The sequence below is a fragment of the Sulfurospirillum sp. 1307 genome, from assembly GCF_054408545.1.
The window spans coordinates 2,299,588-2,321,384 of the sequence record NZ_CP176011.1 but is presented as its reverse complement, the minus strand read 5'-3'; the positions used below and the strand labels follow the sequence as shown (position 1 = coordinate 2,321,384).

Annotated in this window: 20 protein-coding genes; 9 read left to right on the top strand and 11 right to left on the bottom strand. The window is 30.6% G+C overall.

Annotated features, from left to right (window positions below):
• Positions 1 to 143 precede the first annotated feature (143 nt).
• Positions 144 to 611 (top strand): crossover junction endodeoxyribonuclease RuvC, encoded by a 468-nt coding sequence (gene ruvC, locus ACKGJI_RS11875; RefSeq protein ID WP_458700526.1) that lies wholly within the window; start codon positions 144 to 146, stop codon positions 609 to 611.
• Positions 612 to 641: 30 nt separating this feature from the next.
• Here ruvC and thyX read toward each other — a convergent pair whose 3' ends face one another.
• From thyX to ACKGJI_RS11850, 5 genes are all read right to left on the bottom strand, one after another.
• Positions 642 to 1,256: an FAD-dependent thymidylate synthase gene (thyX, locus tag ACKGJI_RS11870; RefSeq protein WP_458700525.1), complete on the bottom strand. Its 615-nt coding sequence runs from the start codon at positions 1,254 to 1,256 to the stop codon at positions 642 to 644.
• A 39-nt stretch (positions 1,257 to 1,295) separates the two neighbouring features.
• Positions 1,296 to 3,830: a flagellar hook protein FlgE gene (flgE, locus tag ACKGJI_RS11865; protein ID WP_458700524.1), complete on the bottom strand. Its 2,535-nt coding sequence runs from the start codon at positions 3,828 to 3,830 to the stop codon at positions 1,296 to 1,298.
• 73 nt (positions 3,831 to 3,903) lie between these two features.
• The gene (locus tag ACKGJI_RS11860; RefSeq protein ID WP_458700523.1) at positions 3,904 to 5,901 is read right to left on the bottom strand and encodes a flagellar hook-basal body complex protein; all 1,998 of its coding nucleotides are present in this window, start codon (positions 5,899 to 5,901) and stop codon (positions 3,904 to 3,906) included.
• A gap of 9 nt (positions 5,902 to 5,910) precedes the next feature.
• Positions 5,911 to 6,597, bottom strand: coding sequence for a FlgD immunoglobulin-like domain containing protein (locus tag ACKGJI_RS11855; protein WP_458700522.1), 687 nt, complete (start codon positions 6,595 to 6,597; stop codon positions 5,911 to 5,913).
• A gap of 12 nt (positions 6,598 to 6,609) precedes the next feature.
• Entirely contained in the window at positions 6,610 to 8,259 is a 1,650-nt protein-coding gene (locus ACKGJI_RS11850) for a flagellar hook-length control protein FliK (RefSeq protein ID WP_458700521.1), read from the bottom strand.
• Positions 8,260 to 8,483: 224 nt separating this feature from the next.
• Here ACKGJI_RS11850 and typA point away from each other — a divergent pair, with 224 nt between their 5' ends.
• The 4 genes from typA (at position 8,484) to ACKGJI_RS11830 (ending at position 12,366) form a co-directional block, all read left to right on the top strand.
• Positions 8,484 to 10,289 (top strand): translational GTPase TypA, encoded by a 1,806-nt coding sequence (typA, locus tag ACKGJI_RS11845; RefSeq protein ID WP_458700520.1) that lies wholly within the window; start codon positions 8,484 to 8,486, stop codon positions 10,287 to 10,289.
• A gap of 80 nt (positions 10,290 to 10,369) precedes the next feature.
• Positions 10,370 to 10,927 carry a LemA family protein gene (locus tag ACKGJI_RS11840; RefSeq protein WP_458700519.1) on the top strand — a complete coding sequence of 186 codons (558 nt, stop codon included), beginning with the start codon at positions 10,370 to 10,372 and terminating at the stop codon, positions 10,925 to 10,927.
• Positions 10,928 to 10,929: 2 nt separating this feature from the next.
• The gene (locus ACKGJI_RS11835) at positions 10,930 to 11,886 is read left to right on the top strand and encodes a DUF3137 domain-containing protein (RefSeq protein WP_458700518.1); all 957 of its coding nucleotides are present in this window, start codon (positions 10,930 to 10,932) and stop codon (positions 11,884 to 11,886) included.
• Between the two features lie 24 nt (positions 11,887 to 11,910).
• The gene (locus ACKGJI_RS11830) at positions 11,911 to 12,366 is read left to right on the top strand and encodes a flagellar basal body-associated FliL family protein (protein WP_458700517.1); all 456 of its coding nucleotides are present in this window, start codon (positions 11,911 to 11,913) and stop codon (positions 12,364 to 12,366) included.
• On the opposite strand, the gene ACKGJI_RS11825 is transcribed toward ACKGJI_RS11830, so the two are convergent.
• Genes ACKGJI_RS11825 through secG form a run of 6 tightly spaced genes read right to left on the bottom strand, consistent with a single transcriptional unit; the run spans position 12,341 to position 16,360 of the window.
• On the bottom strand, positions 12,341 to 13,444 hold the full coding sequence (locus ACKGJI_RS11825) for an MFS transporter (RefSeq protein WP_458700515.1): 1,104 nt from the start codon (positions 13,442 to 13,444) through the stop codon (positions 12,341 to 12,343). The genes ACKGJI_RS11830 and ACKGJI_RS11825 overlap by 26 nt on opposite strands.
• A 1-nt stretch (position 13,445) precedes the next feature.
• Positions 13,446 to 13,913, bottom strand: a complete 468-nt coding sequence (locus ACKGJI_RS11820) for an RDD family protein (protein WP_458700514.1) — start codon at positions 13,911 to 13,913, stop codon at positions 13,446 to 13,448.
• A 2-nt stretch (positions 13,914 to 13,915) separates the two neighbouring features.
• Complete coding sequence (gene pyrE / locus ACKGJI_RS11815; RefSeq protein ID WP_458701727.1) at positions 13,916 to 14,524, bottom strand: orotate phosphoribosyltransferase; 609 nt, start codon at positions 14,522 to 14,524, stop codon at positions 13,916 to 13,918.
• Positions 14,524 to 15,084, bottom strand: a complete 561-nt coding sequence (gene frr, locus ACKGJI_RS11810) for a ribosome recycling factor (RefSeq protein WP_458700513.1) — start codon at positions 15,082 to 15,084, stop codon at positions 14,524 to 14,526. The genes pyrE and frr overlap by 1 nt, the downstream gene beginning before the upstream one ends.
• Positions 15,071 to 16,027, bottom strand: a complete 957-nt coding sequence (locus tag ACKGJI_RS11805; protein ID WP_458700512.1) for a polysaccharide deacetylase family protein — start codon at positions 16,025 to 16,027, stop codon at positions 15,071 to 15,073. The genes frr and ACKGJI_RS11805 overlap by 14 nt, the downstream gene beginning before the upstream one ends.
• 9 nt (positions 16,028 to 16,036) lie before the next feature.
• Entirely contained in the window at positions 16,037 to 16,360 is a 324-nt protein-coding gene (gene secG, locus ACKGJI_RS11800; RefSeq protein ID WP_458700511.1) for a preprotein translocase subunit SecG, read from the bottom strand.
• Between the two features lie 104 nt (positions 16,361 to 16,464).
• Here secG and ACKGJI_RS11795 point away from each other — a divergent pair, with 104 nt between their 5' ends.
• The 4 genes from ACKGJI_RS11795 (at position 16,465) to nrfD (ending at position 21,777) form a co-directional block, all read left to right on the top strand.
• Positions 16,465 to 17,163 (top strand): methyltransferase domain-containing protein, encoded by a 699-nt coding sequence (locus tag ACKGJI_RS11795; RefSeq protein WP_458700510.1) that lies wholly within the window; start codon positions 16,465 to 16,467, stop codon positions 17,161 to 17,163.
• 527 nt (positions 17,164 to 17,690) lie between these two features.
• Entirely contained in the window at positions 17,691 to 20,033 is a 2,343-nt protein-coding gene (locus ACKGJI_RS11790; protein ID WP_458700509.1) for a molybdopterin-dependent oxidoreductase, read from the top strand.
• A 2-nt stretch (positions 20,034 to 20,035) separates the two neighbouring features.
• The gene (locus ACKGJI_RS11785; RefSeq protein WP_458700508.1) at positions 20,036 to 20,599 is read left to right on the top strand and encodes a 4Fe-4S dicluster domain-containing protein; all 564 of its coding nucleotides are present in this window, start codon (positions 20,036 to 20,038) and stop codon (positions 20,597 to 20,599) included.
• Positions 20,600 to 20,610: 11 nt separating this feature from the next.
• Positions 20,611 to 21,777 (top strand): NrfD/PsrC family molybdoenzyme membrane anchor subunit, encoded by a 1,167-nt coding sequence (nrfD, locus tag ACKGJI_RS11780; RefSeq protein ID WP_458700507.1) that lies wholly within the window; start codon positions 20,611 to 20,613, stop codon positions 21,775 to 21,777.
• Positions 21,778 to 21,797 lie beyond the last annotated feature (20 nt).

Here is a 21,797-nt window from a genome sequence, read left to right as displayed (position 1 = left end):
ATATGCTCCTTAAGTTTTCTCACATAGTGAAAAATATGTGAATAACTTATTTATTTTATCGAAAAACACTTGAAATATATGTTAAACTACGATGTGAAAAGAGTTTTTCACTATGTGAATAAAATGTGAAACAAGGAAAATTATTGAAGATATTAGGAATTGATCCTGGAACAAGAAATTGTGGTTATGCAATAGTTGAAAAAAATGGAAATAAATTAAATTTAATCGAAGCAGGACTTATAAAAATCAAAGAGAAAACACTGCAATACCAGATAGCTGAGCTGTGTGAAGGTTTAGATATAATTTTTAAAAATCATAGTATTGATGAAGTTTCAATCGAAGATATTTTCTACGCATTCAATCCAAAAACAGTGCTAAAATTAGCTCAATTTAGAGGTGCATTATCGCTTAAGGTTTTGCAAGTTTTTGGAAATTTTAGCGAATATACACCCCTTCAAGTGAAAAAATCAGTAACAGGTAATGGAAAAGCATCAAAAGAGCAAGTTTCTTTCATGGTTAAAAGAATTTTAGGAATAAAACAAGAGATAAAACCTCTTGATATTACTGATGCAATCGCAATCGCAATTACTCACGCCCAAAGAGTAAATTGATTACATGTAGAAGTTTACATGTAGAGGTTTTTAATCATATCTTTTTATACTAAAAAGATATTTATGATCCTCTGGTAGTGTTTCATAAATCTTATGTGCTAGTTGTTGTATCTCCCAAAGTGCTGATTTATCACTTCTTAAATCTAAAAAGTTTTGTAAACTTCTAGCATTTACACTCCAAGTAAGCTCAGTCTTATAACACTCAGGAAGACAGTATTTAGCTTTATCATTACTTATGCCTTCATTTAAAACAACTCTTAAATTCTCAAGTGCTTTGATGCTCATTTCATCTACTAAATCAACTCCAGTAAAGACTAAGTATTTCTCAGCTCTTTTTTTATCTTTACATGTAAAGCTTTCTTCTTGTTTTAACTCTTTTAGTGTGTATCTAGTACTTTTTACACTCAAACTTGCCATTCTATGTCTTGCAAGTTCTTGAAGAAGGGCTCTGCTTATATCTTGGATGTAAAATGTATAAAAGAGGTGTTCTAGTGTAGAAGCATGTTTAAATTTATTTCCAACTCTATCGATGAGTTCTTTGTCTTTTTGGCCACCATTATCACTTTTATCAAAACTTTGCCAACAAGTTCTTATGGCACTTGCACAAACTTCTAAAGATGTATTTTGTAGTAGTGTTACAGTCATATTAATAAGCCTCAATTTTTTTGAGGCTTATTATATCTTTTATTGCTTTAATTGTAAAAGTGTATTTAGCATTTGGTCTGAAGTTGTGATGGTTTTAGAGTTTGCTTGATAACCACGCTGAACAACTATGAGTTGAGTTAGTGAGCGAGAGAGATCCACATTACTCATCTCTAATGCACTTGCTTGTATAAATCCACGCCCACCAATAGCAGCTTGACCAATGATTGGATCACCTGAGTTTGAAGTTTGTATAAAAGTATTTCCTCCATCACTCTCAAGTCCATTATTGTTTGTAAATTTAGCCATAGCAACTTGAGCTAAACCAAAACTTCTTCCGTTTGTAAAACTTCCAATAAGAGTTCCAGTTTCATCAACTCTTATACCAGCTAAATCACCACCAGGATAACCATCTTGGCTGATTCCAGAAGTATTTGATTGAGCATCAAAACTAGTCATTCCATCAAATGCCCCTAGTGTTCCAAAATCTAATTCTATATTTTGATTTGGAGTTGATCCATTATTTGCTGTATATGTTAAATTTGTTGGACTATAAGTTGCAAGAGATCCATCTGAATTAAAACTTATTGATCCAGTAACTATATTTTCAGGGTAACTTCCAAGATTTATATCTCCAGGTTCAGGAACACTTATGAGTATTGACCACTCGGTTCCACCATCACTTGTATAGCCAGTTTTTGTAAATTCAAATCTAACTGTATGTTTTGTTCCTAAACTATCATATACATCAATACTAGATGCATGACTAGCTGCATATATATTTTGTGTTGTTCTAATACCACTTCCAGAATTTAAAGTTCCTTGAAGTGCAGCCATAGAAGTCATAAACTTATCATTTTGACTTACATCATTTGCTTTGTCAGTCAAACCAGTAACTGATAAATACATATCATAATCATCAGTTTTTAGGTAATTTGTACCTACTACTAGGTCGACATTTGCATTAAAATCTACACCGCTACCATTGCTTGCAGGCATTGTCCAATCTTCTTGTGCTGTAAATCCTGTTGCTAAACTATTCCCATTGTTAATTGTAATTGCTGCTCCTCCAGTTACAGATGCTGGTATAACAATATCTTGCCCAGTATTATTTGTCCAATCACCAGCTGCAAAAACTTGCTGTGCTTTGAAAGATACATTTTGATTAATATTTGTTCCACTAGTAATTTGTTGAGGAGTTGTTGCTGTTCCATCTATAAAATCACCATCATCAGCATTAAGTGCATCTCCAGATGGATTTTCTATTTGAAATTGCCCTTGATCATTTACTATCACTTTTACGCCATCATTTTTATCTGCACTTCCATCGTGAGAATAATCTATATAAAGTCTTGCATCTTTTTGCATTGCTGCTCTTAAATCTTCTGTTGTTGTAAAAGTTCTTGCTTGTGTGTCACTGTAAGTATTGATTGTATTTAATGGTGTAGAAGAATAAGTATATTTATAAGCAGTTAATACATTTAAGTTACTACCACCTATTGCAGTACCTAATCCAGTATTATCTCCACTACCAACAGTTAATTTAATATTTTTTGTTTTTTCTTCAGTTCCAGTTTTATTTGAATTAGTTAGATATATTTGATTTCCACCTGTAACTTGGGCTGTAACACCTGTTAAACTTGTTTTTGCATTAATTAATGATGCTATATATGTAGTAGTTTCATCTGCTGAAGTTGAAGTAAAAGTATCTTGTATTGTTTCACCATTAATTGTTAAATCTATATCTACAGTTCCATTTCCAGTAACTGTTAAATTATTAGTTCTAGCTTCTGCATAACTTACCCATATGCCCTGATTATCTTGTAAACTAAAAGCTTCTCCATTAGAGTTAAATAATGCTCCAAAATCTAAACCTCTTTCATATAGGGCTTTATCTGTATTAAAAGCATCATCTCCCACATCATTTTCATTATGTACTTCTGTTGTACTTTTAAGACCATTACTATCTTTATCTACCCAGCCACTATAACTATCTAGTGTATAAATTGGAGATTTATTTACTATAGTATCACCTGAATTAAGATTTGCTTTTAGAGTAATATAGCTTGTATCATTTGCAGGGGTTGTAAGTCCAGGAGGAATTGTTATATTTGCTATTGGAGTTGTTGCATCAATTTCTCCAGTTGTATCATCTCTAATCCAACCTTGTATAATATATCCATTACTATCAGTAAAGTTACCATCAGAATCAAATGTAAAATCACCATTTCTTGTATATTTATAAGTACTTCCACCATCAGGGCTTACTACAAAAAAACCATCTCCTTGGATTGCAAGGTCAGTGTTTTTATCTGTTGTCTCAATTGAACCTTGTTTAAAAATCTTTGTAACTGAGCTAACTTGAGTCCCTAATCCTATTTGCATAGGGTTTTTACCACCAAGTTCACCTTGAGGAGCTGTTGCTATTTTTGCAGTTTGACTTAAAAGGTCTGAAAAATTTGCTCTTGAGTATTTAAACCCTGCTGTATTAACATTTGCTATGTTGTTTCCCTCAACATCCATTGCTATTTGGTGTGCTTGTAATCCGGTAACGCCGGCCCAAAGTGATCTCATCATTTTAAAATCCTTTACAGATAATAATTCTAATTATTATTTTTATTTTATTAATTTTTAAAAGCAAAAAGTATTCCTACTTTTTCATATTGATTGCATTTTGTATCATTTGATCACTAGTAGTTATACTTTTACTACTTGCATCAAATGCTTTTTGCATGACTATTAGTTCAGTCAAGGCATTTGCAAAATTTACATTACTTCCTTCTAGCCTATTTGAAAATATTTGTGAACCTAGAATCGCTTCTCCATTTTCATTGGTATAAAAAAGTGGTTTACCACTATCATTTGATTGTTCAAACATAGTTGAAGTTACTTTTGATAATCCTTGGTCATTCATAAAATGATAAATTGCAACTTTTGCAATAGGAACTGTTCTTCCATTATCAAACTCTGCTATTACATTTCCTCTTGCATCCATACTATAATCTTTTATTATCCCTTCTAGATATCCATCGTGGCTTTCATATTTAGCTTTATCTAAATCAACATTAGAAACAAAACCTTCAAAACCACTATGAGTTATGTTAAAAGCTTTTATATTTGTAGGATCATTTGTGTAAGTATATTCATTTGTAGCACTCCAAGTGCCATCAGTTTGAACTTTACCAGTAGCAACTCTAACTAAACCATTTGGATCAGTAAATTCTACATTTATTTGTTTCCCAGCTTCTAGGTTAGAGGTACCACTAAAAGTAATTTGACTGTTTTGTAGAGTAAAACTAGGTGTTCCTAAAACAATCTCTTCATATGGTTGACCTATATCAACAGTTAAATCAACTCCTCCATTTGAGAGTGTAGGAATATTTTTACTTAGTAATGCACCACTACCGTTAAAAGTTACATCACCAGTTTGTTCATCAATGATTTTATATACTTTATTTGTACTAGTGTCAACTTTATAAAGAGTTGGATCATAGATTTTTGTTACTTGTTTTTTAGTTAAATCAACATTGTAAATATTTGTATCATATGTCTTAGTTGGATCATACATTTCAATTTGATAATCTTCATAAAACTCTAATATCTGAAGTTTTGCATCCCAAGTAGTACTAAGTACATCTTGTGGAACTCTTTTTGTATAAGTCATATCAAGAATATTTTTTTTACCTTCAGGAGATATTACTGTTGAGCTAAAATGTTCAACATTTGGAGTTTCTCTTGTTGTTTGAAGTTTTGCTGTAATTGTTAGGTTTGATAAATCTAGTGAACTTATATCTTCACTATCTATTTGCCAGTTTAAATTTCCATCTAAAGAAGTTGTAAAGTTTAATTGTTGATTGTTTGAATCAGTAACTGTGACTATTACATTTTCATTTTCTTTTGCATTTTGGATATTTTGTGTATTTGAAATTGTTCCATTTATACTTAAAGTTTGATTTGTTGTATCAACCGTTTCATTTATATCACTACTATCTAACTCTATTTCTTCATCTGTACTAATTATTTTTGGATCTAAATTTGCTGAAAAGTCAACATTTGTAGTAGGCTCTGGTGGAAGATATAATATATCAGGTAGATTTATTTTACTTTGAGCACTAACTGCCAATAAAGGTACATCGTCTATATAACTAATTGCATATGCATTTCCAAGACTTGTATTTCCATTGTTATAATATTTTCCAAATTGTTGAAGTTTTTCATCTGATAGAGTAGTTGGTGTTATATTGTTACCAAGACTTCCAAGCAGATAATTTCCACTTTCATCTACTAAATCGCCATTACTATCTACTCCAAAAGCACCAGCTCTCGTATAGTATGTTTTATTATCTAAACTTTGTACTCCAAACCATCCTTCTCCTCCAATTGCAAGGTCAAATGGATTATCTGTATTTTCAAATATTCCTTGTGACAAATCAAGTGCTGTTCCATTTGCCTTACTTCCAAGTCCTACTTGATTCATAGTAGATTCAAAGTAAGAATCACTTAGTGTAGTAGAAAATATAGTAGAAAACTCAGGAGTGGAACCTTTAAAAGCAGTTGTACTTACATTGCTTATATTATCAGCGATTACATCCATACCAAATTGATGGGTTTTAATACCACTAATACCATTATAAAATGAAGTGTTCAAATCATACTCCTAAAAAAATTCTTTTATATAATCCATAGAAACATATGAAGATCCAAGTTTCATTTGAGGCTTTCCAGCTTCATATCTAACAGATTCAACTGGATATACGCCAAATTGAGTCTTTTGTGCTTTGCCATTTTCATTTGTATAATCAGCTTTAACACTATAATTTCCTGCACTTAGTCTTTCCCCACTATTACTGTATCCATCCCATTCAAATGCCAAAACTCCACTTTGACCAGTTTGAGCATCTAAATCTACAGTTTTTACAACATTTCCATTAACATCAGTTATACTTAAAGTTCCACTTTGGATTTTATCTGGAAAATACATTTCAAATTTAGCAGGCGAGTCTTCAGGCAGACTAACAGCATCTGAGCCAAGAGAAGCCATCTTACCAATAGCGCTAAGTGCTCCCATATCCATATTGTTATTTAATCTATTTGTTAATTCTTCCATAGTTTTATTTGTATTATCAGCTGATTCAAGAGTGGCTAGCTGAGAAGTTTGAGTTAGGATTTTTTCACTATCCATAGGCTGGGTTGGATCTTGATATTGAAGCTCCACTAAAAGTAACTTCATAAATGAGTTTTTATCCAAAACAGAATCAGGATTTACTGCTATGCCAGCACTTGCTGCACTAATTTGGTTTGTTGAATTTGCTACATTTGATGTACTTGTTATATCTGTTGCCATAATTTTTACCTTTTATACATATCTTGGAACTACAATTTCTAAACTTGTGTTCTCATCTTCTAAAATTTCATCTTCAAATGAATTTGCTTGATTATTTGAAGATTTGCCATTTTGATTATCTTTATTTTCTCTTTGATCTGAAAAATTCATTTCCAGATTTGTAAATCCCATATTTACCAGTGAATTTTTAAATTCTGCTTGATTTTGAGTAAATATATTCATCGTAGTTGTATTTGAGTTTATATTTACATGTAGATTATTTCCGCGATTTACAATCGTTACATCAACCTCTCCTAAACCTTTTGGATTTAGTGCCATTTGTACTTTCATGATTGGTGGCTTGTATTGTTCAATCTTTTCTCTTAATTCATCAGCAAAGCTACTAAATGTTTGGTTTGTAAAAGTAGGCTTTTGAATAGTACTTTCAGTTCTTACATTTAGTTTTGTATCGCTTTTTTGAGCAATATTATCAGTTTTTATTTCATGTGTTTCTTTTGTTAAGTTTTCAGTTTTAACTTCTTCGTTTGAAGCCATCATTTGAGGGTTTATCTTTGATTCTGCTTTTGCTTGTTCAGGTTTTTTTGTTTGAAGCAAATCTTTAACCATAGATTGTTGTTTTGGTATATTTGATTCTACTTTTACCTCATTTATTCTTGTAATATCAGATTTTTTTGTTTCTTTATCAATCTTTACATGTAAATCTTCTTTTACTATCTTTTTTATATCTTCTTGATTTTCTTTTGCTACCACTTTTGGAGCCTCTGTTTGTACTACTTCTTTGGTATTTTTAACTTCGTTGTCAATCTTTACATGTAAATCTTTTTTAACTTCCTTAACTTCATTATCAATCTTTACATGTATATCTTTTTTAACTTCTTTAACATCATTATCAACCTTTACATGTATATCTTTTTTAACTTCTTTAACATCATTATCAACCTTTACATGTAGATCTTTTTTGTTATTTAAATTGTTATCTTCTTTTTTGCTTGAGCTCATGATTTTTTCTAGTAAAGTTGGCTCTTTTTTTACTTCTTTTGTTGGAGTTTTTATATCATCTAAAGCGATAATTGCTGGTTTTGATTGTTTTATGGTTTCTGTTATTACGGGTTTTTTATCTGTATTTTTTGGTGTTTCAAAAAAATCTTTGTTTGCAAGTTTTGGGAACTCTTTTTTTAAATTATCAAAATCAATTTTTTTTATAGAAATTTTTTCTAATCCCAAGTCAAACTTTTTTGATAGTTTTAATAAATCAGTTAAATTATCTACTTTTTTAAGTTCTTCAAAAATTTGTTTTGAATTTATAATTTTTTCTATTCTTTTTGAAAGTGCTGGAAAATTTGCTTTGTTGTCATTTGGATTTTTTAAAATATTTACAATTTTTAGTATATCATCAAGCAAATGTTCGTCAAATGATTTTTTTTCTGATGTACTTGGAGTATCTAGTTTAATATCACTTTTGATTTTATTATCATCTAGCTTTATATTTAATTTAGTATCTTCTTTAGAAATCTCGACAGATTCTTTCATCTTAGAAAACATTACAGATAAAAAACTCTGTGAAGATGGCTCTTTTTCGCCTTTTAAGGTAGTTTTGTCTGATTTTACAGATTTTACTTTTGCTATGTCTAAACCATTTGATATACTAAATAATTCTTTCATTTTATTTCTCCAATAAACATCTTAATACAATAGTAAAGCAAACCTCGTTCCACATACAAAAAAGTTTAATTTTAGGGGTCAGACCCCTTGATTAAACTTTTGCAAATTCGATATTTTAAGTTTATTTAGATATAATAATCAGCTTAATTAAAAATTAAACTCCCCCTATAAAATATTTGAATTTGTAAGAGGAATCAAGGGTTCTGCCCTAAGGAGAAATGAAAATGGAATTTAGAAATATTGCAGTTATTGCTCACGTTGACCATGGAAAAACAACATTGGTAGATGAGTTACTAAAGCAATCTGGTACTTTTGATGCTCATACTCAAACTGATGAGCGTATGATGGATAGTAATGATTTGGAAAAAGAAAGAGGGATTACAATCCTTTCTAAAAATACAGCTATAAATTACAATGGAATAAAAATAAATATTATAGACACTCCAGGCCACGCCGATTTTGGTGGAGAGGTTGAGCGTGTTTTGAAGATGGTTGATGGTGTTTTACTTTTAGTTGATGCTTATGAAGGTGTTATGCCTCAGACAAAATTTGTTGTAAAAAAAGCACTATCTCTTGGTCTTCGTCCAATTGTTGTAATTAATAAGATTGATAAACCATCAGCTGATCCTGAAAGGGTAGTTGATGAAATATTTGATTTATTTGTTGCACTTGATGCAAATGATGAACAACTTGAATTTCCAGTGGTTTATGCAGCTGCAAGAGATGGTTATGCAAAACACAATATGGAAGATGAAAATAAAAATTTAGAGCCTCTTTTTGAAACTATTTTAGAGCATGTTCCTGCGCCAAGTGGTGATGAAAATAATCCTTTACAACTTCAAGTATTTACTCTTGATTATGATAATTATGTAGGTAAAATTGGAGTTGCAAGAATTTTTAATGGAACGATAAAAAAGAATCAAAATGTAATGCTTGCAAAAGCTGATGGTGAACAAATAAGGGGAAGAATTTCTAAGCTAATAGGTTTTAAAGGCTTAGATAGAATGGATATTGATGAAGCTGTTAGTGGAGATATCGTAGCAATTGCAGGATTTGAAACTTTAGATGTGGGAGATAGTGTTGTTGATCCAAATAACCCAATGCCTCTTGATCCATTGCACATTGAAGAGCCGACATTAAGCGTAGTATTTGCAGTAAATGATTCACCATTTGCTGGGCTTGAAGGAAAATATGTGACTTCAAACAAGTTAGATGAAAGACTTGAAGCTGAGATGAAAACTAATATCGCTATGAAGTATGAAAATATTGGTGAAGGTAAGTTTAAAGTAAGTGGCCGTGGAGAGCTTCAAATCACAATTTTGGCTGAAAATATGAGAAGAGAAGGGTATGAGTTTTCTCTTGGTAGACCAGAGGTTATCATAAAAGAAGAAAATGGCGTTAAAATGGAGCCATATGAGCATTTAGTTATTGATGTTCCTGATGAATTTACAGGAGCTGTTATAGAAAAACTTGGAAAGAAAAAAGCTCAGATGACTACTATGAATCCAACTGGAGATGGACAAACAAGAATAGAGTTTGAAATTCCAGCTCGTGGATTGATAGGTTTTCGTGGACAGTTTTTAACTGACACTAAGGGTGAGGGTGTTATGAATCACTCATTTTTAGATTTTAGACCTCTTAGTGGAAGTGTTGAGAGTCGTAAAAATGGTGCTTTGATTTCTATGGAAGATGGAGTTGCTCTTGGATACTCACTGTTTAACCTCCAAGATAGAGGTACACTTTTTATAGAGCCTCAAACAAAAGTTTATGTAGGTATGATTATAGGTGAACATGCTCGTCCAAATGATTTAGATGTTAACCCTATCAAAGGAAAGCAACTTAGTAATGTAAGAAGTAGTGGAGCTGATGAAGCAATAAAACTTGTTCCTCCTAGAAAACTTTCACTAGAACTTGCTCTTGAGTGGATTGAGAATGATGAGTTAGTTGAAGTAACTCCAGAATCAATTCGTATAAGAAAAAGAGAACTTGACGCTACTAAAAGAAAAAGAGCTAGTAAAAAAGAAAAGTAATTTAAAAATCTCTACATGTAAAGATATACATGTAGAGATTTTGCTATAATTTCCTTTAGAAATATCAAAAGGAAACTCACATGAACTCACTTCTAATTGGATTATTTATTGTTTTGGTAATTTTTGTACTTTTGTATAATTTTTTGGTGTCCAAAAAAAATCAAGTAGAAAATATTTATGGCTCAGTTGATGCTTTATTGAAAAAAAGATTTGATTTGATTCCATCTTTAGTAGCAACTGTTAAAGAAGCAATGAAGCATGAAAAAAGTACACTAGAAGAGATAACAAGATTAAGATCAAGTGCTATGAAGCCAGGACTTAGTAGTGATGAGATGGCAAAAATAGATAGTAAACTAAGCTCTCTTTTAGGCTCAATCATGGTTGCAGTAGAAGATTATCCTGAATTAAAAGCAAATGAAAATACACTAAATTTACAACACTCATTAAATGAGATTGAAGAACAATTAAGTGCTGCTAGAAGGGCATTTAATCAAGCAGTTACAGATTATAACAATGCTATTGAAATGGTTCCTACAAACTTCATAGCAAACTTTTTAGGCTACAAAAGAAAGCAAGTATTTAGCATAAATGAAAATGAGAGAAAAAATCCAAATGTAAAAGATTTGTTTAATAACTAACAATGAAAAAACTATCAGAGCTTCAAGATTTTTTTTATGAGGAAATTTTCCCTGATTTAAAATTTTTGGAGAAAAAAAGGCTTGAGATATATAGCTCTTTAAAGTTTGCTGCTTTAGTTTTTGCTGTTATTGCTTTAGTAGTATATATTTATTTGAAAGATTATTTTGATCCAATAAATTTTTTATTTTTTATAGTAGCAATTTTTAGTAGTTTTTTTGGATTTTTTTATAAGTATAAAGTTGCAGGATTTTCATCTTTATATAAAGATTTTGTGATTGAAAGATTAGTTTCTTTTGTAGATTCATCACTTAGATACAATAAAAATGGATTAATCCCAAAATATGAATATATCAGCAGTAATCTTTTTACAGATAAGATAGATAGGTTTAATGGAGATGATTTAGTAGCTGGTAAGATAGATGGAGTTGATATTAGATTTTGTGAACTTCATCATCAAGTAAAAGTAAAAACTCAAAAGGGTCAAACTCATTATAAAACGATATTTCAAGGACTTTTTTTTACAGCCAATTTCAATAAAAATTTCAAGGGCAAAACGATAATTCTTCCAGATAGGAGTGAAAAGATTTTTGGAAATATTTCACATATCTTTCAATCTATAAGCACAAAAGGTGAGCTTGTAAAACTTGATAATCCAGAATTTGAAAGAGAGTTTGTGGTTTATAGTAGTGACCAAATAGAAGCTAGGTATATCTTGTCTCACTCTTTGATGCAAAGTATATTGGATTTAAAAAAATTAATTGGTAAAAATCTACATATTAGTTTTATAAATTCAAAAATTTATATAGCAATTGATTTTAATAAACAACTATTTGAGCCTAAAGTATATAAAAAATTGACCGATTTTAGTGAGATTAAGTTTTATTTTCAAGTCATATCAATAGCAGTAGAAATAGTAAAAATTTTAAATTTGGATAGAAAAATTTGGTCAAAAAGATAGTATAATGATGAACAAAGGGAAAAAATGGGAAAAATTTTAAAGATATCACTTGTTGTTATACTTCTTGTTGCTATTGTTTATATGATAGTAGCACTTTTTTTTGCAAATTCAAGTAAAGTAAATTCAAAGTATAAATCTTTTGGTAGCGTGGTTTCTCCTTCAAGTAGTTATGTTAGTAAAGATGAATTGGAAGTTCCACTTGAAAAAATTCTCATTGGTCTTCATAAAGGACCATATAAGTATATGAAAGCAGAGATTTCATTGAGAATGAAAGATAAAAACAGTAAAAAATCTATTGAAAAAGCATTGCCTAGAGTTAGAGATATACTTCTTAGGTACTCTTCAGCTCAAGATAGTGCAAAACTAGCAACTACTAAGGGAAAAGAAGACTACAAAGAGGGTGTAAAAAATGTCTTGTATGATACTTTAGGAGTTGAAGTTGAAGGAGTTTATTTTAGAAATTTTGTTTTAGCTCAGTAGGCATTTTAAAAAGTACTAAAAAAGATATAAAAGCTACGATTGAAGCATAAAGATAGAGATAATCTCCATAAAAATATCCAGCGATTAATGAACCAAAAAATCCTCCAAGTCCAAATGAAAAACCATAGTAAAATTGAGCAGCAAGTTTTTTGTTTTCATATAGACTATAAAGCAAACTAAGAGCGACTGTGTGATGAAGTGCAAAACTTAGAGCATGTAGGGATTGTGAAGAAAATGAAAAGAAAAGAGAAGATGGAAATAAAAATAACAAAAGCCATCTAATGACAGTTGAAAAAACTGCAATTTTTAAAATGAGTACCAAGTTTCTTTTTAAAAGTGGTGCTTGAAAGTAAAAAAATACAATTTCACAAATCACACCAAATGCCCAAAGGTAACTAGTTGTCTCAAGACTAATTCCTTTTTGGGTTTCATAAATAGTAAAAAAGTTATAAAATGCTCCAAAACTAATTTGCATAAAAAATAGACTAAGCCATAAATAAGTAGCTTTTTTTAAATCAAAATGTTCATTGTTTGAGCTGTTTTTTACTCTTTTGAAATCACTATTTTTATGAGTTATTAAAAAACCAAAAAGAAGCACTAAAATTACAAAAAATAGATAAAAATTTAATCCAACCAAATAGCTATCTAACTCTCTTGCTAGAACTATGCCTGTTAGCATAAATCCGATTGAGCCAAAGAGCCTACTTCTTCCGAATTTTTCTTTTTTTAGATACTCCATTGCATATGTTTCTATAAATGGAAGAATTAACCCAAGAGATGCACCTATGATTAGATTTGGGATCATAAAAAGATAAAAACTGTGAATAGTTACATAAAAAAGTAAGCTACTAACGAGCACAGAAATAAGAGCAATATAAAAAACTTTTTTATCTAAATTGATATGCTTTAAAAATATAAAAGGTACTAAAAATCTCATAAGAGGAGCTAAAGCAAATATTGCACCTATTTGGATTGGAGTATAATTTAGCATTTGAAGTACTTTTGGAAGAAAAATTACATAAATAGCAGTTACGCTAAAATATGAAAAGAAAAAAGCTGATATATTAAAAAAAAGCAATTTATTCCTCTATGGGGATTGTTTGGGAAATTAAATCGTGAAGATTTTTTTTATCACGCCTAATTAAGGCAAAAAGTAATCCTGCAATTAAAACAAATGACGCAGCAAATACAATATATCTAACAATTAGTTTAAAAAGCGATGGTTTTTTTAGCTTTGTATCAACTAATTTGATATTATATGCTTTATATCCGGGAGTTTGCCCCTTAAAATACCAAAAAGCTATGATAATAAAAAAATGTGGAACAAAGATGTAAATCCATCCTTGAAGCATATGAGCAGCAAACTCTTCTCTACTTCCCATAATCACATAAAAAACAAAATACATCAAAGGCATCAAAATCATAAATGTATCTGTTATAAATGCTTTTATTCTAGTTGTAATTGGAGAGATTATAAAAGATGGCATAGTTTTACTTGCAGATTTTTTCTCTACTTTACCATGCTTTACATCTCTCCATCTACCCAAGTTTAGTTTCCTCTACTTCCTGGTTTATATGCCTTACTTCCATCTTTGCATAATGGACAATTATCAGGCTCATAAATATCAAATTCAAAATCGCCAAGAGCGAAAAATGGAACATCACTTGGCAGTTTACATGTAGAAGTAGAATTTTTTGAACTTCCTTCTCTTTTGCAAAAACCACGATTTGCAAGTGCCGCAAACGCTACTATATTTCCACCTTGTTTTTTAACTTCATTTGCAGCTTCAAGGACTGAGCCTCCAGTAGTGATGATATCTTCACACATTAAAACATTTTCACCACTTTTAACTTCAAATCCTCTTCTAATAGTCATCTCTTTATTTACCCGTTCAGCAAATATAAATCTAACTCCCAAAGCTCTTGCAAGCTCATACCCAGCTAGAACTCCTCCAAGTGCAGGAGAGCAAACCAAGTCTACTTTGATTCCACTTTTTTTTATCATATTAGCTAGATTACTTGCTAAAAGTTCGGCTGTTTTAGGGTCTTCTAAAACTTTTGCACTTTGAAGATAAAATTGTGAGTGATTTCCACTACTTAGTAAAAAATGTCCTTCAAGATAAGCATTTGAGTCTTTGTAAATTTTTTCTAAATCGATCATATTTTAAGTAGCTCTGCTTCTTTTTCTTTTACAAGTTTATCAACACTAGCAACACCTTCGTCAGTTATTTTTTGAACTTCGTCATGTGCTTTTTTTGATTCATCTTCTGTAATTTCTTTGTCTTTTTCTAGTTTTTTTACTTTGTCATTTGCATCTTTTCTGATATTTCTGATTGCAATCTTAGCTTTTTCACCCATCATTTTTGCTTGTTTAACGCCCTCTTGTCTTTGCTCAGTTGTCATTGGAGGGAAAAACAATTTTATAGCTTCGCCGTCATTGTTTGGATTAACTCCAATGTTAGCTGCACCAATTGCATGTTCTATATCTTTTAAAAGATTTTTTTCCCAAGGAGTTACTACTATGGTAGTAGCATCACTTGCAAGAACTGTTGCTACTTGATTAAGAGGAGTTGGGTTTCCATAATAATTAACTTTTACACTATCTAATATTGAAGTAGAAACAGCTCCACTTCTAATAGTTGTAAAATCTTTTTTTAGTGCCTCTAAACTCTTTGCAATATGCTCTTTTTGATTTGCATAAATTTCACTTAGTTCCATATTTATCCTTTATCAGTAGTTTTGTTGAGATTTTATCTCCCACTCCTAAAATTAAGCGGGTTCTTTTTTTTGTTAACTTTTCATTTAGTACCAAATTTACTTCACCATTATTTAACTTCGTTTTTAACCAACCCTTGCCACTTATATAATAAGTTGCATTTTTTTTATCTTCATTGGTATTTACATGTAAAGATTTTAAAACGCCATCTTTTGGATAAGCTTTAGGTTCAATCCATTTTGCTTTTAGTGCTTTGTATTTTAGATAATTAGCAAGATTGCTTTTGCCAACAAGTGCTGTTCTATCTAAATCATATATATCACTAAAAGAATCAATAGCTCCCATATTTTGGTTTATAATCGCTTTAAATCCATATGATTTAACAAATTCTTTTACCCTGCTGGTGTACTCTCCATATGGATATGTAAAATATTTTGGTTTGATTGATAAATGCTTTTGAAATAAATCAAGACCTTTATCAAAATCTTTTTTTATCTCTTCATTGCTCATTTTGTTCATATGTCCATGAGAATAACTATGAAATTCTAATGAGCCATATTTACTTATCTCTTTTAATTCATCCCAAGATAGATAATCATGATAACCCTTTTGGGTTGCTTCTACATAAACAAATAGCGAAAAAGGGTAGTTATAATCTTTGAAAATTTTTAGTCCGTTTTGATAAAAACTCTTAAAATTATCATCTATTGTTAAAACTACCCAATTATCTGGTATTTTTTCTTTTTTATTTAGTTTATTTACTAAAGTATCAAGTGATACTACTTTGTAACCATTGTTTTTGAAATACTCAAATTGTTTTTTTAGCTCTTTAATCGTCGTATTGGTACTTGGATATCTGCTATCGCCAAATCTATGATAAACAAAGATATGAGCGTTTGCCCACAGTGTTAAAGCACTTATGAGCAATAGCAAAAATGATTTCATGAGCGCCTTTTATTTCTCTTTAGGAGCGCTTGGAGCCTTTGGAAGCTCTGGAGCGACAGGTACTTCACTTTTTTGTACTTTTATATCTTCTGCAATTGAAACATTTTTTTCTTGGTTGTAAAAGTAGCCTAGTGCTATTGTATTTATTATAAATACAAGTCCTATTACAAATGTAAATTTTGCCATAAAACCAGCCGGTCCTTTTGCTCCAAAAAGTGATTCATTACTTCCACTATAAGCGCCAAGTCCTATAGATGAGCTTTTCTGTAAAAGTACTGCAACTGTTAAAACTGCTGCTAATACAAATTGTAAAATCAGTAAAACTGATATCATTCTCAATGTCCTTTTATTAAATATTTAGTATACTTTCTTGTAAACATCGCATTATACCCAAATTTATTAAAAAATAGATAAACATATAAACAAAAGAGATTAAATTGGAACATATAAAAGAGTTTTCTAAACATGCAAAAGAGTATGATGAGCATAGTAGTATTCAAAAAGAAGTTGCAAAACATTTGATAGATAAGCTTGATGGCTCATTTAAAAGAGTATTAGACTTAGGTTGCGGAACGGGACACATATATAGAAACATAGGTTGTGAAATCGAAAGATTTATCGGAGTTGATAGTGCTAAAGGAATGCTCGATTTGCACCCAAAAGAAAAAAATATTCAAGTTTTAAATTTTGATTTTGAATCCGATATTTTTAAAGAGGAGATTTTAAAATATGCACCTTTTGATTTGGTAATATCCTCTTCTACGTTGCAGTGGTCTAAAGATTTAGAAGCTCTAGTGAAATTTATATCTACAATTACGCCAAATATAGCTTTTTCTATATTTACGGAAAATACATTTAAAACACTATATAAAACAACAAATTTAGAAAATTTTCTTCCCGAAACAAAATATTTAACTGATTTAGTTAGAAGGTATTTTGATATAGATTATGAGATAAAAGAGTACAAAATAGATTTTGAAGATACAAAATCTCTCTTTAGATATATCAAAAAAAGTGGAGTAAGTGGTGGAAAAAGAAAGTTAAGTTACAAGGAGACTAAAAATCTCATAACAAAATACCCTCACAAATATCTTGAATTTGAAGTTTTGTTTATAACAAATAAAAAATCTCATTAGTAAATAAAATAATTTTAATAATTAAAAATTATATACTAAAATATTTTTTTAAGTTTTTAATAAAAATATATAATAATAATTATAAGATATTAGTAAAAAATAATTTACTAATATAATAAGTATTAGATTTTATTATAGCTAAGTAGCTTTAAAAAATAAGTATTTTTTAGATTAATTATAAGATATAATTTTATTATTCAATAATATAAAACATACAAAAACTCGATTCTTAAAGTAAAAAATTAATTAAAATAGTGACAAAAAAGTAATATTTAACAAAAAATACCAAAAAAAGTAAATTTTTATAAACTTATATTTCTTTTCTTTTAAAAAAAACAATTTTTTTTCAAATTTTTAAAATCCCTAAATTTAGGGATTTCTCCATATTAAAATTTTGATAAATTATTTTTTACCTTTTGTATAAGTTTTTCCTAAGAAAACATCCATACAATATATAGTGAACATGGGTTGGAAAGTGGTAAAGTACCATACAAAACTTAAAAACTTAAAATTAATAAGGAGAAGAGATGAAAGTAGAGATCTCACGTAGGAGATTTCTTCAAGGCAGTGTTGCTTTAAGTATTGCTGGAGGAGTTAGCATGACTCCATCAGAAATTCTTGCAAGCGCAAAGGCTGCCGTTAAGCCAGAAGATTTTGGCAAAACGAAGAAAATAGCTACATTGTGTGAAATGTGTGTGAACAAATGTGCTGCGTTTGCGTATGTAAGAGATGGGGTGATTTCAAAGCTAGATCCAAATCCCTATTTCCCAAAATCAAGAAACATGCTTTGCCCAAGAGGAAATTCTGGAATTGCAGCAATCTATGATGAAGATAGATTAAAATATCCTCTTATTAGAGATGGGGAAAAAGGAAGCGGAAAATTTAGAAGAGTTTCTTGGGATGAAGCTTACTCTTATATAACTGAAAAATTAACAAAAATTTTAGATGAAGAAAAAGACAACCGCTCAACAGTAGCATTTTGTGCTGGAGAAGGTATGGCAGAGCATACATTTAAAAACTTTTACACAGGCTTTGGTTCAGCTCACTTTTTAAATCATGCAAGTTTATGCTTAGCAACTACAGTTTCTGGTTATTCACTAACTATAGGTGGATATGGGCAAGCTGATCTTTCAAATGCAAGATATGTGATAATGGCTGGTGCAAATAGAGCTGAAGCAATAGTTACTCCAGATACTATGGATTTCTTCAAAAGAACAAAAGGAAGAGGGGCCAAGCTAGTTGTAGTTGATCCTAGATTTACAAACACTGCAGCAAAAAGTGATAAATGGTTAGGTATTAAAGTAGGAACAGATTTGGCATTTGTACTTGCTCTTACATATGTTGCTATTAAAGAAGAGATATACAATAAAGAGTTTGTTGCTAACCATTTCAATGATTTTGAGGATTATAAAAACCATATCATATCAAATGGATATACTCCTGAGTGGGCAGAAACAATTACAGGAATTCCAGCTGAAAGTATATATGAAGTTGCAAGAGAGTTTATGGCAAATGCTCCAAGAGCAGTTTATTACCAAGGAAGAAGAACAACTTGGAGTAAAAATGATTTCCAACTAAGAAGAGCACAAGCAATATTTTCAGCACTTGGCGGAGGAATTGATACTAAAGGTGGAATATGTTTTGGTAAAAAAATATCAACAATTGCTCATGAAGTACCTTCTCCAATCTATGATAACGCAAAATCTAGAATAGATTCAACTGAAGCTGCTGTTGTTGGAGGAAGTGGAACCTGGGTAGGTTTTAGAAACAAAGTTTTAGAAGGAAGAGCAGAATACCCAATAAGAGCACTTTTTAATTATAAGCATAACCCTATGCAAAACATGCCAAATACAAAAAAGACTGAAGAGTTTTTGAAAAAACTTGATTTGGTTGTAACCATAGATACAATGCCAAGTGATACTGTACTTTTAAGTGATGTTGTATTGCCTGAGTGTACTTATCTAGAAAGAACTGACCCTGCAAAAGCATATGGTGGAATAGAGCCAGCAATTGTTCAAAGAAACAAGGTAGTTGAACCTATGTTTGAGAGCAAACCAGTTATTGAGATTATGAGAGGGCTAACAGAAAAACTTTCTCGTCCACTATTTGAAATTACAAAAAAATATGATGAAGAAGTTCAAAGTGCTATTGAAGAAGATGGAGAAGAAGCTACTTATGAAGAGTTTGATTTAACTAAAGCGTTTAAACACTCTCAAGAAGAATTAAACGAGCATGCTGTTGCAAAATATGAAGGAGCAGCTGAGTCATTACATAAATATGGTGTTTTTTATCCTAATATGAATAAATATTTCAAACAAGTAAATGTTAATGAATACGAATACTATCCAGAAGATAAAAAATACTACTCTGTTTTAAATGGAAAATTAAAAACTCCATCAGGAAAGGTTGAGTGTAATTTAAAATCTCTTACTAATCGTGGAATTGATGCAATGCCAACATGGAAAGAGGAATATGAAGTTAAAATTCCTGATGGTAAGTTTAGGTTTGTTACAGGACGACATGCGCAATTTACTCAATCAGGAACTTCAAATAATAAAATGTTATTAGACTTAGTTCCAACAAATTATTTGTGGATTAACAAAAGAATAGCAGATAGAATGGGTATTAAGTTTGGTGATGAGGTAGAAGTAGCTAGTAGAGTTGGAAAAACTACTATTAAAGCATATCCTACTGAAAAAATTGCACCTGATACTCTGTTTTTTATTCATGGTTTTGGTAACTATTCTGAAGATCTTACATTAGCTCACAACAATGGCGGTAGAGATGCAGCTATTATTGAAGATCATATTGAGCCAATGCATGGAGCAACATGTCTTCATGACACAATAGTAGAAATAAGAAAGGTTTAATAATGGCACGTTATGGAATGGCATTAGATTATAAAAATTGTATAAATTGTCGTGCATGTGAGAGCGCATGTAAGGCAGAAAATGGTGTTCTACCAGGAAGAGATAATTATAGGATTTGGGTAGGACAAAAAGAAGCTGAAGGCGAGTGGCCAAACATCTCTATTGCTTCACAAACATATCATCCAAGCCAATGTCAGCATTGTGATAATGCTCCTTGTCAGTGGGTTTGTCCAACGAATGCTACATATTATGATGAAAATAAAGTAGTTAGAGTAGATCCAAATAAATGTATTTTATGTACTTATTGTATAAATGCTTGTCCTTATGATGCAAGATATGTTGATGATAGAACAGTTACTGTTGATAAGTGTAATTTTTGTTCAGATACAAGATTGGCAAATGGATTAACAACAACAGCTTGTCAGGCGACATGCCCGACTAAAGTTAGAACCTTTGGTGATTTAGATGATCCAAATAGTGAAATTTCACAACTTTTACAAACAAGAGAGTATAAGCAAGTGAAAGAGCACCTTGGAACTAAACCAAAATTATTCTATCTACTATAGAGGTGGTCATTATGAACGAATTTTCAGTAAAAAATTTATTAACTTTTAAAAAAACTCCATTAAATATTTTAGTGGCAATATTTGCAGTAGGATTGTTAGGTGTATTTGTAGCTGGTGCTACATATTATTTGATTCACGGACATCATACGTTTAATGTAACAAGACAGCATCCATGGGGATTATTAATCGCTATGTATGTATTTTTTGTTGTATCAAGTACAGGTCTTTGTATAATATCATCAATCGGTCATGTATTTGGTGTTAAAGAGTTTCAAATTATTGGTAAAAGAGCGATTGCAGGAGCTATTATAACACTGCTCTCTGGATTTGCAGTTATTGCTTTAGAAGTTGGTCATCCTGTAACAATGCTTATTTATAATGTTTTAACTCCAGGTTTTACTAGTGCTATTTGGTGGATGGGAACATTATATGGTGTTTACTTGATATTTATAACATTTGAATTTTTCTTTTTAACAGTCAAGGTAAGTCATAAATATTCTAAAATATTTGGAATCGGAGGACTTTTGGCTGGTCTTGCAGCTCACTCAAATCTTGGAGCTGTATTTGGTTTTTTAATATCTCGTCCAACAGCAAATGGTGTATTTTATCCAGTGTATTTTATACTTTCAGCTATGATTACAGGATGTTATCTAATTTATATTATTTATGGATTTAAGTATAGAAACAATTATCCTCAAGATGTAAAAGCAATGCTTTTAAAACTCAACAAGATTTTAGGAATGCTTTTAGCAATTCTTATTTTCTTTGAAGGATGGAAGATTATCACAGCTCTTTATGGAACTATGCCTGAAAGAGCAGAAGTTATTTTACATGTAATTAAAAGTCCAACTTTTATATATGGTGAAGTTCTATTAGGAATGTTGATTCCATTTTTTATTATATTGTTTTCAAATGCAACTGCTATTAAACCAATGGTTTTTGCTTCACTAACTGGTATGATTGGAATCTTTTTCATGAGATATGACTTGGTTCATGATACGCTTATTTACCCAATGGCAACATTAAAAAGAAGTGAGTATCAACTACCTCCTACTTTTATAGAGTATTTTCCTTCAGCAACTGAATTTGCAATAGGATTTGGTGGAATTGGTATAACACTATTTTTATTTTATTTAGCAGAAAAACTATTTAACTTGGACGCTAGTAGCGAACATTAAAAAATAAAAAATTTGTGAAA

Excerpts from the sequence above, each read along its gene's own strand:
- thyX (WP_458700525.1), bottom strand. The coding sequence starts at position 1,256 with ATGACTGTAACACTACTACAAAATACATCTTTAGAAGTTTGTGCAAGT.
- flgE (WP_458700524.1), bottom strand. The coding sequence starts at position 3,830 with ATGATGAGATCACTTTGGGCCGGCGTTACCGGATTACAAGCACACCAA.
- ACKGJI_RS11855 (WP_458700522.1), bottom strand. The coding sequence starts at position 6,597 with ATGGCAACAGATATAACAAGTACATCAAATGTAGCAAATTCAACAAAC.
- ACKGJI_RS11850 (WP_458700521.1), bottom strand. The coding sequence starts at position 8,259 with ATGAAAGAATTATTTAGTATATCAAATGGTTTAGACATAGCAAAAGTA.
- typA (WP_458700520.1), top strand. The coding sequence starts at position 8,484 with ATGGAATTTAGAAATATTGCAGTTATTGCTCACGTTGACCATGGAAAA.
- ACKGJI_RS11840 (WP_458700519.1), top strand. The coding sequence starts at position 10,370 with ATGAACTCACTTCTAATTGGATTATTTATTGTTTTGGTAATTTTTGTA.
- ACKGJI_RS11835 (WP_458700518.1), top strand. The coding sequence starts at position 10,930 with ATGAAAAAACTATCAGAGCTTCAAGATTTTTTTTATGAGGAAATTTTC.
- ACKGJI_RS11830 (WP_458700517.1), top strand. The coding sequence starts at position 11,911 with ATGGGAAAAATTTTAAAGATATCACTTGTTGTTATACTTCTTGTTGCT.
- frr (WP_458700513.1), bottom strand. The coding sequence starts at position 15,084 with ATGGAACTAAGTGAAATTTATGCAAATCAAAAAGAGCATATTGCAAAG.
- ACKGJI_RS11805 (WP_458700512.1), bottom strand. The coding sequence starts at position 16,027 with ATGAAATCATTTTTGCTATTGCTCATAAGTGCTTTAACACTGTGGGCA.
- secG (WP_458700511.1), bottom strand. The coding sequence starts at position 16,360 with ATGATATCAGTTTTACTGATTTTACAATTTGTATTAGCAGCAGTTTTA.
- ACKGJI_RS11790 (WP_458700509.1), top strand. The coding sequence starts at position 17,691 with ATGAAAGTAGAGATCTCACGTAGGAGATTTCTTCAAGGCAGTGTTGCT.
- ACKGJI_RS11785 (WP_458700508.1), top strand. The coding sequence starts at position 20,036 with ATGGCACGTTATGGAATGGCATTAGATTATAAAAATTGTATAAATTGT.
- nrfD (WP_458700507.1), top strand. The coding sequence starts at position 20,611 with ATGAACGAATTTTCAGTAAAAAATTTATTAACTTTTAAAAAAACTCCA.